This is a genomic window from Psychroflexus torquis ATCC 700755, from assembly GCF_000153485.2.
Classification (GTDB): Bacteria; Bacteroidota; Bacteroidia; order Flavobacteriales; family Flavobacteriaceae; genus Psychroflexus; species Psychroflexus torquis.
The window spans coordinates 2,596,201-2,613,889 of the sequence record NC_018721.1 but is presented as its reverse complement, the minus strand read 5'-3'; the positions used below and the strand labels follow the sequence as shown (position 1 = coordinate 2,613,889).

12 protein-coding genes and 1 CRISPR repeat array (1 of these 13 cut by a window edge) are annotated in these 17,689 nt (G+C 33.5%); of the genes, 2 read left to right on the top strand and 10 right to left on the bottom strand.

The genetic code is table 11. The features are described from left to right. A CRISPR array of direct repeats spans positions 1-406; the repeat unit is 36 nt; unit sequence GCTGTGTTTACCCTTCAAAATAAGGGCAGTTACAAC (it extends 290 nt beyond the left edge of the window). Positions 407-549: 143 nt separating this feature from the next. The 3 genes from cas13b to P700755_RS11115 all read right to left on the bottom strand — a co-directional run bounded on the left by cas13b (position 550) and on the right by P700755_RS11115 (position 5,424). Then, the gene (cas13b, locus tag P700755_RS11120; protein WP_015024765.1) at positions 550-3,987 is read right to left on the bottom strand and encodes a type VI-B CRISPR-associated RNA-guided ribonuclease Cas13b; all 3,438 of its coding nucleotides are present in this window, start codon (positions 3,985-3,987) and stop codon (positions 550-552) included. Positions 3,988-4,223: 236 nt separating this feature from the next. After that, on the bottom strand, positions 4,224-4,427 hold the full coding sequence (locus tag P700755_RS20000) for a hypothetical protein (RefSeq protein WP_157609285.1): 204 nt from the start codon (positions 4,425-4,427) through the stop codon (positions 4,224-4,226). A gap of 709 nt (positions 4,428-5,136) precedes the next feature. Beyond that, positions 5,137-5,424, bottom strand: coding sequence for a hypothetical protein (locus P700755_RS11115; RefSeq protein ID WP_157609284.1), 288 nt, complete (start codon positions 5,422-5,424; stop codon positions 5,137-5,139). Positions 5,425-5,530: 106 nt separating this feature from the next. Between P700755_RS11115 and P700755_RS11110 the strand changes: the two genes are divergently transcribed. Further along, positions 5,531-6,424, top strand: a complete 894-nt coding sequence (locus tag P700755_RS11110) for an IS1595-like element ISPto10 family transposase (RefSeq protein WP_015024117.1) — start codon at positions 5,531-5,533, stop codon at positions 6,422-6,424. Between the two features lie 157 nt (positions 6,425-6,581). Here P700755_RS11110 and P700755_RS11105 read toward each other — a convergent pair whose 3' ends face one another. From P700755_RS11105 to P700755_RS11080, 7 genes are all read right to left on the bottom strand, one after another. Beyond that, positions 6,582-7,082 carry a YybH family protein gene (locus P700755_RS11105; protein WP_015024764.1) on the bottom strand — a complete coding sequence of 167 codons (501 nt, stop codon included), beginning with the start codon at positions 7,080-7,082 and terminating at the stop codon, positions 6,582-6,584. Between the two features lie 452 nt (positions 7,083-7,534). Then, positions 7,535-9,709, bottom strand: a complete 2,175-nt coding sequence (locus tag P700755_RS11100; RefSeq protein WP_015024763.1) for a prolyl oligopeptidase family serine peptidase — start codon at positions 9,707-9,709, stop codon at positions 7,535-7,537. Positions 9,710-9,768: 59 nt separating this feature from the next. After that, positions 9,769-11,505 carry an amidohydrolase family protein gene (locus tag P700755_RS11095; RefSeq protein WP_015024762.1) on the bottom strand — a complete coding sequence of 579 codons (1,737 nt, stop codon included), beginning with the start codon at positions 11,503-11,505 and terminating at the stop codon, positions 9,769-9,771. A 54-nt stretch (positions 11,506-11,559) separates the two neighbouring features. After that, entirely contained in the window at positions 11,560-12,309 is a 750-nt protein-coding gene (locus tag P700755_RS11090) for a DUF6090 family protein (protein WP_015024761.1), read from the bottom strand. A 178-nt stretch (positions 12,310-12,487) separates the two neighbouring features. Further along, complete coding sequence (locus P700755_RS19995) at positions 12,488-12,652, bottom strand: hypothetical protein (RefSeq protein WP_015024760.1); 165 nt, start codon at positions 12,650-12,652, stop codon at positions 12,488-12,490. A 74-nt stretch (positions 12,653-12,726) separates the two neighbouring features. Beyond that, complete coding sequence (locus tag P700755_RS20770) at positions 12,727-13,485, bottom strand: nuclear transport factor 2 family protein (protein ID WP_015024759.1); 759 nt, start codon at positions 13,483-13,485, stop codon at positions 12,727-12,729. Between the two features lie 35 nt (positions 13,486-13,520). Further along, positions 13,521-14,453, bottom strand: a complete 933-nt coding sequence (locus P700755_RS11080) for an NAD-dependent epimerase/dehydratase family protein (protein WP_015024758.1) — start codon at positions 14,451-14,453, stop codon at positions 13,521-13,523. A gap of 156 nt (positions 14,454-14,609) precedes the next feature. On the opposite strand from P700755_RS11080, the gene P700755_RS11075 reads away from it, so the two are divergent. Next, positions 14,610-17,648 (top strand): sensor histidine kinase, encoded by a 3,039-nt coding sequence (locus tag P700755_RS11075; RefSeq protein WP_157609283.1) that lies wholly within the window; start codon positions 14,610-14,612, stop codon positions 17,646-17,648. Positions 17,649-17,689: the final 41 nt, after the last annotated feature.

Below are 17,689 nucleotides of genomic sequence, written 5' to 3'. Positions count from 1 at the left end.
CCGTTACAACAAGCGGTTTTTTTATACAATAAATATTATGGCTGTGTTTACCCTTCAAAATAAGGGCAGTTACAACACTCTTTCAGAAGGTTTAGTAGGTACTCAGGCTGTGTTTACCCTTCAAAATAAGGGCAGTTACAACAATCTTATGTTTTAAAGCTTCCATTCTTACGCTGTGTTTACCCTTCAAAATAAGGGCAGTTACAACCAATTCGCCTGAATAGTGGCAATACATCGTGCTGTGTTTACCCTTCAAAATAAGGGCAGTTACAACCAAGTTACACTTATCAGCAATTAGATTCTGGCTGTGTTTACCCTTCAAAATAAGGGCAGTTACAACTATTGATGATGTTGAAACTTGTATGGAATGGCTGTGTTTACCCTTCAAAATAAGGGCAGTTACAACCTACCTGTTGTAACGCCCTATTAATGAAGTGGTAAAGCTCTTTTTTAACAAATAAAAAGGAGCAAATAGCTTTATACTATTACAAATATAATCATTTTATATGTTTGTATTTTTAGGATGTCAAAGAGCTTATTTAAGATATGCTATGCTAAATCTGAAATCATTTTCTTTAAAACCTTTAAATAATAGTTAGCATAGGTTTCATTTTTTTCTATTTTAAGAAATTCATTTGCTAAATCGTATATCATTTTGTTTGGCAATTGGTTGTGAGCAAACTTATTTCTTATGGCTATTAAAATGATAGTCTTTTTTTCAAGTTCGCTACAAGATGCTATGCCTGTAAAATCAATTTTATCAAAGTTAGTATTCTGCTTTAACACTATAAAATCGGGTATATTTACTTGTTTGATGCCTATTAAAAGCCCATTCAGAACATACATTTTAAAATTGGGATTTCCATCTTGTAATAAAATATTTTTGTCTGTTGTATGATCATAAATGTACTGTTCAAGATTCTGTATTTCTTTTAATAATTCATGACTTCTTATTTCTTCATATTCCTGTATTTGTAAGTCTATTACATTGATGGGTTTTACACTGTATCTGTCTTTCCAATTGTGTGGTAGATACATCATCCATTTTTCATCTACTTCGTAGCCAATAAATGTTTTTACCCTTTCATCACGTTCGTATCTTTTATATTTTCCAATATTTTTTAGTTTTACTTTATCTATAGTTACTTTGCCGTTAAAAAAGGAAACGGGTACATCTTTATTCCAGATATAAGTTTGGTTCCTAGTGTTTTCACTACTATCCCCCGTTTCTTTATTCATTTGTTTTTTAGCAATACCTTGCAGTTTCAGACGCTCTTGTCTAGTTTGAAATAGCTCTGAAAGCTGCAAGTTCATCTCATCTTTCCCAAAGACTTCCTTCAACAAATAGTTGACCATTTGTAGCGTATAAAAGTCTTTCAGTTTTTGTTTTTTGATGACTGCATTTTTTTTAAAATCAGCATCTCTCATTCGGTATTCCTCAGCATTATAAAATTTTTGATAATCCTTATTCTCCAGGTATTCAACAAACCACTCCGCAAACTCATTCTTATCTTTTAAAGGATTTTTTCCTTTTTTCATTGTAGGTCTTTCATCAAAAACACCTCTAGGCAAAAAGGTGGGTTTGGCTAAAATTCTTTTTTTAATGATTTCTGGACTTTCAGTTACATAGTTTTGTCGTTTTAAAAATTTAAAGCAATTTTTAAAAACTCCCTTTAGAGGTGTAGGCTCATTTTTAAAGTCATGGAGTTTTTTTAAAACACCCTCCAACGTTTCTATTCTGTTTTCTAGATATTTAGAGAAGAAATCTTCAAAGTTATCTTTTTGAAAATATGCATTTATGTCTAAAAGAGAATGGTCAAACTCACAACCAGATAAAAGCTCTTTGATGTCTTGTTTGGTATGCCTATCGTAAAAAGCTAACTTTCTTTGCAGTTCACTATGCTGGCATCCTTTCCATTTTGTTTTAAAGTCTTTTGGCATAAATCTTTTGATATCATTAGCAAGCCAAGTTGCTTCTTCGCCTTTTTCAGACTTGTAAAAAACATACTTTCTTAACTCTGGTCTTTTATTTTTTGGGGTGAATTGATGCTCTTTTAATAACTTATCATAATTACTTGAAGCCTTTTGGTTTTCTTTGAAAGCAATATGCTTTTTATTCAACATGTCTAGCTCTGCTTCCAAATCTTTTTTCAGCTTAATGGCATTAACTCTTACGTTTGTATCTGCAAATAGAGATTTAGGAATCCCTTTATTGTTTTTAGATGGATGGTTGATAGCTTTAAATTGTTTTTCAATCTTGATCCTAATTATGTTCTCAATTTGCTGACCTGTTTTATTATTAGGTTTTACTAAAAATAGATGAAGTAAAGCAGGAATTTCATTTAAACTTAGAATAGCAGTTGGGTCTCCTTGATGAAAATCTTCGTATGTTTTTAAAATCTTGTTTAGCAAATCTCTTTTGGAAGGTTTATTAGGATTCCTGTTTTGTGTTTGATTAACTTCTGCTTTTATGGCATCCTTTTCTTTAATGATTTGTTGGTTCTTTAGTTCCAAATAAATCGGAATATTATTTGCAGGTGAGTTGTCTGCTTGGGTAAGGAAATTATAGCTAGGATTTGGGAAGAATTCCCAATCTGTATTTTCATCATCCGATAGCTGAGAAAAAAAGTGTTTTTTAAGGTTATCCATTTTTGATAACTTACCAAAAACGTTGATTTTTTCTTTTACCGTTCGTTCAGTTGTGATATTTGTGGTTCCAATTGTTTTTGTTCTTTGGTCGTGGATATAGTAACCCATAAAAACTTGAAACTTGAGCGTTTTAAAATTGGCAAATTCATCTAAAAATCGGATTGCAAAATAATTGAATTTATCCTCATAGCGTTTTCTGATTACTGGGTGAACGACACGCGAGTTTTCAAGATTTTCTGTATTTTCTTCGTTGTCTTTAAAATATTCATTCCAATCTTCTATAAAATCTTTTTGTTTGGTTTCACTTAAATTTTGATAGACACAATCTGGAACTTTACTAAGTTCATCTATCATTTGCATCATTAATGTTTCTTTACTAAAAGTGTCTGTTTTTATGCGGTATTTTAAACCTTTAAATGCAAGAATAGAATACACTCTATGTGTAGCCATGTATTTAAGACTATTGTGATTCTCGTCTTTGACTACTTTTCCCTTAAACCCTTTAATATTTGATTTAAAATCTTCTATCTCTTTTTTGGATAAGAAAAGTGACATCAGAAAAACTAATCCACTAGTAGAAAGAGGAATTTCGAAATCCCTTTCCTCTTGCTTGTGTATGTCTTTTGGGTTTAATCTTGTTTTTGCTCTATGACTGACTTGAGTTTTCTTGTTATTTCCTTTATCCTCATATAATAAGCCTTGGAAAGCATCATTAAATATAGAATTTTTAATTTGTGAAGAATCTGTATGTTGAATTTTAGGATTGGTTTTCTTTTTCTCTCTTAATTCATCGGTTTTTCTGATAACTAGGAGGTCCATTTCTTCTCTTAAAGAATCTTTAAGAATCTCTTTTGTTTTATCAGTTTTTAAATATTTTTTCTTGACATCCAAAATTGTTTTTAAAAGAACCTCGTCTAGTAATTCTAATAAAGGTTCTTTGTTATCTTCAAATGTTATAGGATCATGATAAAAATGAGTGTAGTAGTCTCTTAGCTTTTCTATTGCTTCTGCCAAGATGATAAAGTTCTTTTTAAAGTTCTTAACTCTTGTGTTTAGGTTATTTTCTAATTCATCATCTAAAAAGTCTATAATGGGCAGATATCCATTTAAAATCGAAATTTTCTTTTCATAATCAACAATGGACATATTATCAATAAAATGCTTTTCTATTAAACTTGAAATATTTTCATCTTTAGCTTTATATGATATACGTTCTTTAAATTCTGCAAAAACAGCGTTCAAATTGTTCTCAACTAAATTTAAAAAACTTCCAAAATAGTGTTTGTCAGCCGTTTTGTACGGATTGAATGATAACCCTAAACCTATAATACTTTCCATATCTAAAAATTTAATGTGTTATTATATTGATTTGATGCGTTTCAATTATTTACACAACAAAATAATAAAAGACCTTACACCAAATTAGTGAATAGATGAAAAGACCAAATTATCCAACTAAAATACAGATTTACAATGTTTTAATCATCAACCTGATATTGGAAGTAATAAAAAAAAGACTAAACGCAGTTGGGCTTTTTCAAATTTGATATGTTTCTTAAAAATTCACCTCGCATTTATAAAAGTACTTTATAGGTCTCCTTTTCTAATTTGTTATTTTCATTCCAGCTATTAATGCTTAAGGCGATCAAGATTTCATTCACCATGAGGATGATATAATCGATAGCATAAATCAGGTATTTACTAATCTTATTTTCGGTCAGTGATCTATGATGTATTTTCTTGTTTTCATTCCATCTGTAAATCTTTAGAACAATCAAATAAGGAGTGTTCTATGGGTTCTAAAAGTACTAAAGTTTCCTTTCTTTCTTATTCCTGTAAATATTTCTGACTGTTATAGCGCCTTAAAAAATGCAGTTACAACATAAAGCTTTGGAATTATTACGTCAAAAAAGTTGTGTTTACCCTTCAAAATAAGCGCAGTTACAACTTGCAAGCTGGGAGCGAACAAAAGAATGCGTTGTGTTTACCCTTCAAAATAAGGGCAGTTACAATACGAAAACAATTTTGATTGCAACTAAAACCGTTGTGTTTACCCTTCAAAATAAGGGCAGTTACAACATTTTAACATTTCTTAATATGTACTACAAAGTTGTGTTTACCCTTCAAAATAAGGGCAGTTACAACAAACAAAACTAACACTTAGAGTATTAAGAGGTTGTGTTTACCCTTCAAAATAAGGGCAGTTACAACGATAGTGCTACGCCAATTAACGAACAAATGGTTGTGTTTACCCTTCAAAATAAGGGCAGTTACAACCTTCATAGGATAGTTGATTTTCAGGATTTCGTTGTGTTTACCCTTCAAAATAAGGGCAGTTACAACCTACCTGTTGTAACGTCCTGTTAATGAAGTGGTAAAGCTCTTTTTTAACGAATAAAAAAGGAGCAAATAGCTTTATACTATTACAAATATAATCATTTTCTATGTTTGTAATTTTAGGATGTCAAAGAGCTTATTTAAGATATGCTATGCTAAATCAGAAATCATTTTCTTTAAAACCTTTAAATAATAGTTAGCATAGGTTTCATTTTTTTCTTTTTTAACAAATTCATTAGCTAAATCATTTATTATTTTGTTAGGCAATTGGTTATGAGCAAACTTATTTCTTATTGCTATTAAAATGATAGTCTTTTTTTCAAGTACGCTATAAGATGCTATGCCTTTAAAATCAATTTTATCAAAGTTAGTATTCTGCTTTAACACTATAAAGTCCTCTATATTTATTTGTTTGATGCCTGTTAAAAGTCCATTCAAAACATACATTTTAAAATTGGGATTTCCCTTCTGTAATAAAGTGTTAGAGGTAGCTATTTAGTTTCATAGTTTTTTGTATCTTGAATGTGAATAAAATAAGAGTTATATGATTAATTTTGAAGGGCAAAATGCCCAAGAGTTTTATGTTCGGTTCAATTCTGTGCTTTCTTGTAAGGAATACCTATCAGAAATAAAATGGGAAAATGGTTTCAAATGTGTAAAATGTAATCATAGTGCTTGTCAAATTCGTTCCAATTATGATCGTACCTGTAATAAATGTAGTCATACAGAATCAGCATCTGCAAACACGCTTTTTCATAAAGTAAAATTTGGATTAGATAAGGCTTTTATCATCTGTTTTGAAATGGCAACGACTACTCGTAGTTTATCAGCAAGTTATTTGGCAAAACGAGTAGGAGTTACACCTTATACTGCCCGAATGTTCATGTACAAGGTTCGTGATGCTATGAAGTCTAGTGAGAACTTTCCAATGATGAATCGCGTTGAGGTAGACGAATTTGTGGTAGGTGGAAAAGAAGATGGTAAGGTTGGGAGAAGCTATAATACCAAGAAAAAAAAAGCTGTAGTAGCCCTTGAACTAACAGAAAATGGAAAAGTGAAAAGAATGTACGTGAATCAAATAAATGACTTTTCTGCTAAAGAATTACTTCCAATATTTGATAAGCATATCTCAAAAACGGCAAGTATCAACACGGATTTGTGGCGCGGATATAGACCTATAGCTAAAGAATTTAATATCGAACAGATACCTAGTAATTCTGGGAAAAACTTCAAAATATTACACACTATGATTCATCAAATCAAATCGTGGATTAGAACTACCTATTCATATGTAAGTTCTTTCCATATTAGTGGATATTTTGATGAATTTTGTTATCGATTGAATAGGTCTAGAAGTAAGAAAACCATCTTTCATAACCTTGTTTCTAGAATGATGCAAAAACCGAAATTATATCAATCCAAATTAATATGTACTTAAGTAGCTACCTCTATAAAGTGTTTTATGGAGCAGTTACTTACTTAAATCCTCTTCACCAGAAGTTATACCAGATTAAATTTATGATGTCGTACAACTTTAGTTGAAGGATTTTTAGCACTCAGATATAAATACCTTAAGCATTAAATTCAAACGCTTACTATTCCGTAGGTAAATTGGAATTGAAAATATCCCTAAACAATTTCCACTTCCCATCTTCTTTTTTCCAAAGGACGATGTACTTCTCTTCTGCTACTGCCATGTCTCCCACGTAAAGAGTAAGTTCTCCTTCTTCAGCAATTAGATCCTCAGTCCCGTAAATGTTTTCCAATCTTAAATCAGCTCTAGTAATACCCGAATTGACTATTCCAGCCATAGCCGTTTGAATGTCTTTTCTGCCAGTTACCGATGGTGCTCCAGCACCCATGAATTTTGCATCAATGGTGTAGGCATTCGCTAAGCCTATGGAATCTCCAGCGGCAACTAATGCCATAAAATTGGTATTTGCCTCTTCAATTTCTGCCTTGACAATATCTAAATTGAATTCAGTTGTGATGCTGACTTCCTCTTTAGAATCTTTTTTCTCAGAGCAACTATTCAATAGGCTTAGCATTAATACTCCTGCTGCCAGTGTGCATAGGTATTTATTGGTTTTTTTCATAATTATTTATTTATGTGGTTATAGTATTGTTTTCTATCATTACACTCCAACTTCTCTCAGTGTGGATAATATGTTCGTCTTAAACCTTTCCTTAGGTTATAAAATTTTGATCAGGCTTCTTTTATGTTCTATGGTTTTTCATATTGAAGTACAACTTTTAAATATAGTGCCTTCCATTGCACTACATACTTAAGCATAATGATCTATTCCTTACGCTTAAAAATAACATTTAATGTTGCACTAGAACTGATGCTCAAATTTGAAATCCCCTCCTTTATGTTCCGATTAAATCTCACATAAAAACCACTGTTTGATTTAAAAAAATCATTGCCGATAGGTTCTAATCCTAACACACCTTACCAACGCTGAGATAGTCGCAGGGTTTTCCAATTTAAAATGTGGACAAACTCAAAGCGTTTTAACCGCTCCAAGTTTTGCACACACTATCTTTTTTAAAGCTTCTGTTGGAAATCGGGATGCCCACATTGCCACATCACAAAGGCAAACTGGTCTGCAAAATTTGCCCAGGTTACTTCCCGGTCTTCCGTAAAATGGCCATTGTCATAATTTACTTTCATTAAAACGGGTTTATTAGATGCTGTTGCATTTTGAAGGGCTGCTGCAAATTTTCCTGGTTGCCAAGCCACAACGCGCGAGTCTGTCCAACCTGCTACATTAATTACTGCGGGATAGTTAACGCGATCTACAACGTGTTGCATTCCATCCATTTCGTACAGAGCTTTTGCTTCGATGGGGTCTTTAACAGTACCAAATTCTGGCACGTTTACAGGACCATTTGCTGAAAATTCGCCTCTCATTTTATTAGAAGTTCCTACATTATTTATGGCTGCGGCAAACAAATCGGGTCTTTCGGTAATGGCTCTTGAAATTAAGATTCCGCCTGCACTTGTGCCCATTCCAGATAATTTAGACGATTGGGTAAAGCCTTGGGCAATCATATATTCAGCACAGCTAATAAAATCCTTCCACGTATTGGGTTTGGTGGTTTTAAATCCTCCCTTATACCAAGCTTCGCCTTTTTCGCCTCCACCACGCACATGAGGCACCGCATATACCACACCTTTTGTGACTAGTGCATTGTAAAGGGTACTAAAATAAGGATTAGCACTACTACCATAAGCGCCGTAGCTACGCATAAAGCAAACATTAGAACCGTCTTTTTTTGTTCCTTTTTTATAGATAATAGATAGCGGAATCATCACGCCATCGTGGCCTTTTACTTCTACTTCTTCTACCACAAGTTCGTTGTAGGCATCAGGATAAACGTTTGTTTGATTAAAAGGGCTTGCTGTAAAGGTTTCGGTTTCGGCATTCAACATAAATTCTGTCAAGGGTTTGTTCCAAGAGGTAAGGTCTATGATAAAGTCGTTGGTTTTAGTGTCGAGACATTTCGCCCGCGCAATTCCCATAAAGGGTAAAGTGATTTTTGTGTTTGTCTTTGTTTTGGGATTAAATTTAAAAAGATGTGAATTGATCCCATCGCTATAATTGAGTAAGAGGTAATCTTTACTACGAGTATAGCCTGTTAAACTCATATCTTTTTCGGCAACGACGGTTTCGGCATTTGCCCAGTCCGGATTTTTCAAATCTGTAGCAATCAGTTTATATTTCTCAGCACCTTTATAAGTAATGGCATATACTTTAGTGCCAAAAACTTCTGGCAAACCTCCTTGGTCTGATGTACCATTTATTAATTTATTTGATGCTTTGCATAAGATTTTCCACGCAATGTTTCCCGAATTAAATTGGTCTAACGGGGCATAATACAGAATTAATTCTTTGGCAACCGTGCCCTGTCCTGCAAATACAAAGTCTTTGGCGTTTTTTGAAAGCGATATATAAGGATAGGCTTTGGAAGGAATATTCATATCTGGATAGGCTTCATTACTGAAAAAATCAACGTCGGTTTTGTAATCTGTGCCTAATTTGTGCAATTTTGTTTTAGGGTTTAATCGCCCCTCTGGGTCTTTATTGTCGGTAGATTTTATCCACATATACATAAAAGCACTATCATCAAAAGTCCAACCCATGGCACCTGCAGTGGCAGGAATAAGATCTGGTAAAAAGGTGTTGGAATCGATATCCAAAACCTGAAGGACAGAAATTTCTGCCCCACTTTCAGAATAGCCTATCAATAGTTTTTTTCCATCATAACTGGGTATAAAACTTTCGACGGATAAGGTTTTACCTGCTTTGAAGTTTAAGGGGTCAAAAAGTAGGATATCTGGGCTGTCCATTGTTTCACGGTAATAGATTTTACCCACTTTATCGCCAGGCATTCGCTTTTTAAAGAAAATGCGTTGACCTACTTTTTTTAGGTCGCTAAAAGTTGCTGATTGCAAGGCATCTAATTTTCGCCATTCGGCAATGAGTTCATCTCTTCCAGAGATTTTGCTCATTGTGGCATTGGAAAAATCTGCTTGCTCTTTAAACCAGGTTTCTACTTCGGGATTTGTTAAATCCTCCAGCCATTGGTAGTTGTCTTTATAGTCTATACCAAAATAGGTGTCGATTACTTCTACTTTTTTGGTCGTTGGGTAATCCCATTGTGCGAAAACGGTTGTACCAAAAAGGATGACCATTGCAAATACTATTATATTTTTCATGTTGATTGGTTTTTATGTCCGTACTCTATTAAGGTTTTCGGCTTTGCCCTTTTTTAAAATTATTTAATAAAATATACCTTTTGAATTTTCTCGTTTTCAATATGATACATGGCAATGGCTTCTATAACCCGATTGCCAGCTTGCACAAGCTCCTGGTCAATAACCATCTTGCCCTGAACAATGCGATTCACTAGCTCACAATGTAAATTTGGTGTGTTTGCAAACATTTGAGCATAGCTATTTCTCATAGCGTCTTTTCCTTTGTATTGCAACTCATCTGGAAAATTATAAACCTCAACATCCTCTGCATAAGGTTCTAAAAAAGCATCGATATTTCTAAAATTGTAACCGTTCAATTGACGTTGTGCCAAATCTTCTGGTGTATCTTTTAATAGGTCTTCAGGATTAAAAACTCTGCCTTTATTGATGACTTTATCTATTTTGGTAAGATTTTCAAGATCGTCGATTGGGCTGGCATCTAATAAAATTAGATTTGCTTTTTTACCAACGGCAACACTTCCAAATTCTTTTTCTTTGTTTAAAACTTTTGCTCCATTGATGGTAGAAGCCACAAGAATTTGCCAATTACTCAAGCCGCTTGCTTGCATGGCTTTTAGTTCGGCTAAATAAGAAGAGACATGTAAGGTGCCTATATTTCCGGCATCTGTTCCTGTGGCAATAGTCACCCCTGCATCTGATAGTAATTTTAAGTTAGCCCTGCTGATAGAATCCGCTACTTTTAAACCCGCCAACATTTTTTTGGAATTGCCCATTGCCCTGTAGCGATTTACTGTTAAAGTATCTGACAGATGCTTTAGGTCTAGTAAAGTTCCTAATTGATGAGGTTCTGTGGTTTTTAGCTCATAGGAAGAAAAATCAAGGTTCTGACCAAAGGTATTTACATAGCCACCATGCACAATTAACGTAGGACAGATTACCACTTTATTCTTTTTCATTAATTGGACAAAATCTGGTTTTAAGATTTCGTCGTCAACACTATGTACCAAAAAATCAGCTCCGTTTTCTAAAGCTAACTGTGCTGTGATACGCTGGGTAGCATGAACCGCAACTTTTAAATTGTTTTTATGGGCCTCATCAATAATAGCTTTGACGATAGGTAAATTTTTTCGGGCACTTTCTTCTATGGACAATCCGTCAGCACCAACGATATACCAAATCTTTATAAAATCTGGTTGGTAGGGCAGTTGATCTTGCACTGATTTTATCCCATCTTCAATGGTTTGCGTTAATGAAAAAGGCGCATCATCAGCGAAGTTTTTATAAATTTCAGGCTTGTATGTGGTTGATAATGGTCCTGTCATATAGATCGTTGGTGCAAAGTCTTTATCTTCAAAATCTTTACTTTTTTCTAGAAAGTATAGCGTAGAACCCACATCAAAAACAGTGGTGATTCCGTTTTTTAAATAGCGACGCAATTTACCTTCCATGTTAATTTTTGAAATCTTAATTTCATCTTCGTAAGGCCTGAATTTTCGCAAATCAATGGCGTCTGGTCGGGTATATAAGCCGCCATTTTGAGAAAAGTGAATGTGTGCATCGGTCAATCCTGGTGCTAAATATTTTCCTGTGCCATCAATAATGGTGGCATTTTCTGGAATTTTAATCTTTTTGCTGGATTGGATATCACTAATGATATCCTTAGAAATAACCACAGTTTGATTCGGAATCATTTTTTGGTTTTCAACATCAGTAATCGTGACATTTGTAATATAGGTTTGTGAGTATATCACAATTGAAAAAAGGCATGCAATGGCTGTAAGAAGAGCTGTTTTCATCTGTTTTTATTTATATGTAGGTTTTACTGTTTTATACCTATTTGTAATCCTTCATTATTTTGTAAGTTCTATGAGTTCAATGATTTTTTCTGATTTCATTTTTATAGTTTCATATGCTGTGATGTAAGACTTAGACATAAAAGTCATGATGAATAATCCATTTTTATAGGCTCTACTTTTAAACAAAGCATTAAAATTATCTCGAGTTATTTGCTGTTCTTCAATGGTTTTTACACCTATAAATACCGGAAATAGTTGATCTATGCTTATAAGATTGGCTGCTGGTTTTGAAATATATTCTCTATAGTCAAAGGTTTCATGAGCTATGTTTAGAGTATTGGTTTTATAGAGTTCTTCTAGTTCTAACAAAAATATTTTTATAGAATCATTTGTTATAAGGTTAAAATTTCCAGAGTTTGTAAGCTCTAAAAAGGTCGTGTTGTTTGGCGAGAAGTTTTGTTCCATTAATGTGTTGACAACATTTTTAGATACTTCAGCTAAATCACGATTAAGCACACCATTCATTTCTTGAATTAGCTTTTGATCTCCGAGTAACCTGTTTTTTCTAAATGCAACGAGATACTCCAATCGGACGATATCTTTCTTTAAATCCAAAACAATATTGGTGAGATATTTTGCTTCTCTTTTTTTATAGCTCTTTTCTATGTTCCAGTTATTTACTTGCAAGGCAATCAAAATCCCAATAACCACAAGTACAATTTCACCAATTGCATAAAGTAAATATTTTTTTGTTTTTCCTTCGGATATAGAACGATGTCGGATTTTTCTAAATATTTTTACCATATTTATTTCTCGAGATAGCTCGAATCTTTTTTTAATGGTTTTTCAGAATAAAGTAGAACTCTTTGCTACTGCTTTTTTATGCACTCTGTACTAACTATAATGACCTATTCCTTAAGATTAAATGGTAAACCGTTTCCAATTCATCACTCCAATAATTACCCTTAGTTTCTAATAATTCTTATTCACTGATAATCCATTCTTCAATTTTAGGATGAATTTCATTTTTCCTACTTGTTAATTTTATTCCTCCTTTGAACAGGGTGGTAATTTGAATCTGCCCATCACCTTCGTCAACCTTAAAACTGTTCTGTGGTAGTGGAATAAGTTTTGTTCTACAACCCATTATAAGTACACCTTTTGAAATTTTTAATGGAGTGTATGGATTAATATTAATAAACAGTCTTCTGTGTCTTGGAATTACTTTTCGGCATATGCTAACTTCTTAGTGTCCACGTATTGCTGAAATTCAATAATTTTTCCATCCTTTAGATTCCACAAATGTGCTGCCTGTACATCCACTTCTTTTCCTGTTGCTTTTACTTTAAGAGTGTAGCGTAATGTGGCAAAAACTTTATCATAACTCATTTCGTGTAGCTCGATATTGTGTAAAGCAAAAGATTCATACATGCCACCTATACGAGCAAAAACACCATTCAAAACAGCTTCTGAACCTATGTATGGATTACAATCTGCAAGCGAATTGCTTTCCGCTTCGTTCCATATGATGTTTGAATCCATGTGGCCAACTACTGTGGGCATATCTCCAGTTGCAAAGGCTTTATATAAGTTCTCAATAATAGTGAGATTAGTAGAGCCAGATGCGATACCTAGTTGCTCCTTAAACACCATATCATCCATAAAATCTTGGTCGTAGGCACTATTTTCATCTTGCTCGAAAACCTTAGAAATGTTAAACTCAAGATCAGGCAAACCCACCATTAGGTTTTTATAATAGGCGTTAAAATCGTCAACCCCTCCACTGTTTTCAGAGCTTAAAACTGTTATACTTGTCTCTGCAAAATAAATGTCGTTTATACTATCTATTTGCCTTTTATTTATAAATTCATGCCAAACCTGTCCGTACATTTTGATGTCTTTTTTAATCGTATTTGTATCGGTACAGGAAGCTGTTATCCCAATAATTATTAGAATAAATAATAGCTTTTTAGTTTTCATGAGTTTGATCTTTAAATTCTATTAGTATTTTTTCATTAAAATGAATACAAACAGTCTTTGACAGGTTTAAAATCCATATTCAACTCTTTTTTTGCTAAATCGTTTTTATACACAATAGCCGCACTTTCTTTTGGCTCTTGTTGATTTAGCATCAGGTTCATATCCGATATTTTATAGGTTTCTTTAGCCAATAGATAATCTTTTCCATGAAGGCCTTTAGTTGTGGCAGCTTTAAAAATAGCTTTAGCAACATCTTCTACATCTATCAGAGAAAATGGGATATCATTGTCAAATAACATTTTTACAAAATCATCTGGCGCAATTTTATTTTTAATTAAAAACTGTAAACCTCCAGAAGTAGAATCTTCTCGATTGGAAAGTGATTTCCCCATAACGCCCACAGGAGAAACCGTTGTAATTTCGAAGGATAAATTTGGATTGGCTTTTATAAATTTTTCCACCACTTGATTAGCCATAAATTTGGCTTGCGCATACGGATGACTTTCGGTTGAAGTAAACCGGGTTTCTGTTTCATCAAATGTATCGGTAAAACTTTTACCTTCCGCTGGAAATGGAAAATTGGTATTCCAACCCGCAACTGAAGCTATAAAAACAACTTTTTCGATATTTTTATTCGTACTGATGACTTCTAGAAAATTCTCTGTTCCCTTAATGGTTGGGTTGAACAATTGAGCATCTGCATCTTGAAAATTCAATAAAAAGGGGGTTCCGCCATGAATCACAATCTCACAATCCGAAATAAAGGTTTCCAGCTGTTCTTTGTTTTCAACATTAAGTTCGCTAAAAGTTAAGCGATCTGAGTTATTGAGTTGTTTTAAATGTTTGTATTTTTCTTTTTTAGAAAGATCGGTTGAGGACACTTTCACCTCAAAGCCATGATCTAAAAATTGTTTTGTGATATAGCTCCCAATAAATCCAGAACCACCGATAACACCTACTTTTTTCATGAAAATTTAGTTTAAGAATTGATACTATTAGTTTTTATGAATTAGCTAAATTAAGTATCCATAGATTAATTGTCAATCACATATTGATGTGATATTGATAGTTAACTTTATGTATATTTGGAAATTAGCGTTCATAAAACAGTTAATAAGCACGTTTTGAAATTCTTCAGGATCCTGTTCGTTTTAGTATTGCAAGTGGGTTTACTTTTGGTAGTCCATCTTGTCTATGCTCAAAACCCTTCACAAATTGATATTTTTACAACTGAACAAGGTTTACCTTATAGAGACATCAAATCCGTTACCCAAGACAAGAACGAATTTATTTGGATGGGCACAGCGGTTGGTTTGATGCATTATGATGGATATAATATAAAAGTGTATAATTCAAATAAAAGTAATCCCCTTTTTATTGAAGAAGAATATATTAAGGCAGATTTCGATATTGATGATGCTACCAATGAGCTTTGGTATATAGCTAATGAAAAACTATTTAAGCTCAATCCAATAACTGATAAAGCGATAGCTTACAATAAAACTCATAACATTATGGGTTCCGTTTTATGCTTGCTAAAAAATAAAGATGGTAGTTTTTGGATTATAAGCGATGATTACAAAACTGCTAAAAATGGAAACGCAAAACAATATCTTCAAAAATTTAATGGTGATCGGTTCGAAATTAAATATTCTATTTTAAGAGGAGAAGTTGATTACACCGGATTAATTTCAGATTCTCAAAGTCACGTATTATGGAACACCTCTAACGGAAGTTTGAAATTTGATACCGACGGAAATTTAGAAGCTAATTTTGATTTGTCAAGTTTTAAGTGGTTTGGAACCGATTTAAAATTTAATGTATCCTTTTATGATTCTTGCAATATTCACTATTATTTTCCACGACAGGAACGCGGTATTCATATTTTTGATGAAGACAACCTCACTCATAAACGCCTCCTCGATAAACCCATTCAATTTTATAATGCTATAGAAGATTATCAAAAACACATCTGGTTTTCCGGATTAGATGAACTTTACCGGATGAGTCCGGAAGGTGAGTTTACAAACTATACAGACCAACTTAAAGCTCGATTTAAGTATTCGATAATTAGAGATCTGTATATAGATACCAATAAATTACTTTGGGTAGCAACAGATAATGGATTGTTTAAAATAAGAATAGGTGATGAACTTTTTAAACCCTTATTTAAGTCAACTAATGAAGGTTGGGGAAATGCCATGCGCGGTATTTTTGAAGATAAAAATGGAACAATTTTTGCAAAATGCGAAAATAACAACATTCTTCTGTACAAAACCCTAGAGGGTAAGGTGGATACACTAGAAATTCAATTGGATAAAGCGGACCTAGAGGCCATTCAACACACGTCTAATTTTTTTGTTTTAGACGACGAAAAAGAGCATGTTTTTACCTTAGGGGAAACCTTAATAAAAATAAACCTAAAGGATGGCAGCGTTAAAAGTTATGATGAATTTCGAAATTACGTTACTTTTAAAGGTCAAAACCCAATGATTAAACTGAGAAACGGAAAGCTTCTTCTTGGTCAAAGTTTATCACAATTGACACTTTTTGATATAGAAAATGAGACAAGCACGCTTTTATTTAAGGATTCTAAAATAGACGATGATATTTCAGATTACAGGTATTTTGAAGAAAGCAAAACAGATAGCCTTATTTGGATAGGAACTCAAAACAATGGGTTACTTAAAGTTCATCTCAGTGGTCGTTTAGGAAAACAATATACAACAGAAACGACTCCAAATATTTCACGAAATTGTGTCCTAGCTATCGAAGAAGATACGGATGGAAGCCTATGGGCTGGAACCTATGGTGGTGGACTCAACCATATTTCAGCAGATGGCAATAAAGTGAAAACCTTTACCAAATCTCAGCAACTACCAAATGACAATGTGGTTGGTTTGCTATCAGACGATGCTAACGGCTTATGGATAAGTACTTATAATGGCTTATCCCATTTTGATAAAGCTACCGAAATTTTTCAAAATTATTATACCGAAGATGGCTTAACACATTTCGAGTTTAATTATGCCTCTTCTTTTAAAGATAGCAGAGGTCATTTTTATTTCGGGGGAATGAACGGGTTAAACACGTTTAAGCCCAAAGACATATTTAGGGAATCCAATCCACCAAAACTAAGTCTTCTAAGTGCGTCAGGATATAACAACCAAAATAAATCTAGCTTTATTGAGGATTACATCAAAACTAAATTTACAGCTTTAGAATTATCTCCCTACGATCAGTATTTCGAAATCAAATGGACGATGCCAAGCTATTTTCAGAATCAAAAAAACACGTATAGCACTAAACTAGAAGGCTTTGAAGACCGCTGGTTTTACCAAGGCAACTCGGCATCAATTCGCTATAACCAATTGCCGGCAGGTGACTATATCTTAAAAATAAAAGGAAAAGATTCCCGAGGAATTGATAGTGCTTCTATGTTATCAATTCCAATTACTGTACGTCAAATATTTTATAAAAAATGGTGGTTTATGGCTCTTATTTTTTTGACTTTAGCTGGCATAGCTTACTCAATTTTTAGGTATCGATTGCAACAAGCTTTAGCTATGGAAAGACTACGTACAAAAATTTCAAGCGACTTACATGATGATGTTGGCTCATTATTATCCGGTCTCGCTATGCAAACCGAACTTATGGAAATCAACGCCAGTGAAACCGACAAATTTAAACTTCAAAAAATTGCAGGCATTAGCAGGAATGCTATTTCACAGATGCGAGATTTGGTGTGGAGTATCGATAGCAGACGACAAACCATCGAAGATTTATTAGAGCGCATGCGCGAGTTGGCCGAAGAATTATTGCTACCAAAAGACATCTCCTTTCAAATGGATAGTTTCAACGTTAAAAACCCAAATAGAAAATTACTAGCATCCACCAAGCAGCATATATTTTTGATTTATAAAGAAGCGATTACCAATATTTTACGCCATTCTGACGCCACCCATGTCGCTGTGACTATCACCAACGACTTTAAAGGGTCTTGCCTTATTGTAAAAGATAATGGAAATAAAAAGGAGTGCTATACCTCAACAGGATTAGGCTTATCTAATATGACTATGAGAGCTGTAAACCTTAAAGGGAAACTGGAATTTGATAAGGAAAGCGGATTTGAGGTGAAGTTATTTTTGCCATTCACACTCTAAACCACATCTTAATGTGATTGCACAAGCTAGTTTATTACAAT

What these genes read in the sequence shown, in the direction of transcription:
- P700755_RS11100 (WP_015024763.1), bottom strand. Translation starts at nt 9,709, where the DNA reads ATGAAAAATATAATAGTATTTGCAATGGTCATCCTTTTTGGTACAACC.
- cas13b (WP_015024765.1), bottom strand. Translation starts at nt 3,987, where the DNA reads ATGGAAAGTATTATAGGTTTAGGGTTATCATTCAATCCGTACAAAACG.
- P700755_RS11095 (WP_015024762.1), bottom strand. Translation starts at nt 11,505, where the DNA reads ATGAAAACAGCTCTTCTTACAGCCATTGCATGCCTTTTTTCAATTGTG.
- P700755_RS11080 (WP_015024758.1), bottom strand. Translation starts at nt 14,453, where the DNA reads ATGAAAAAAGTAGGTGTTATCGGTGGTTCTGGATTTATTGGGAGCTAT.
- P700755_RS20770 (WP_015024759.1), bottom strand. Translation starts at nt 13,485, where the DNA reads ATGAAAACTAAAAAGCTATTATTTATTCTAATAATTATTGGGATAACA.
- P700755_RS11105 (WP_015024764.1), bottom strand. Translation starts at nt 7,082, where the DNA reads ATGAAAAAAACCAATAAATACCTATGCACACTGGCAGCAGGAGTATTA.
- P700755_RS11090 (WP_015024761.1), bottom strand. Translation starts at nt 12,309, where the DNA reads ATGGTAAAAATATTTAGAAAAATCCGACATCGTTCTATATCCGAAGGA.
- P700755_RS11110 (WP_015024117.1), top strand. Translation starts at nt 5,531, where the DNA reads ATGATTAATTTTGAAGGGCAAAATGCCCAAGAGTTTTATGTTCGGTTC.
- P700755_RS19995 (WP_015024760.1), bottom strand. Translation starts at nt 12,652, where the DNA reads ATGGGTTGTAGAACAAAACTTATTCCACTACCACAGAACAGTTTTAAG.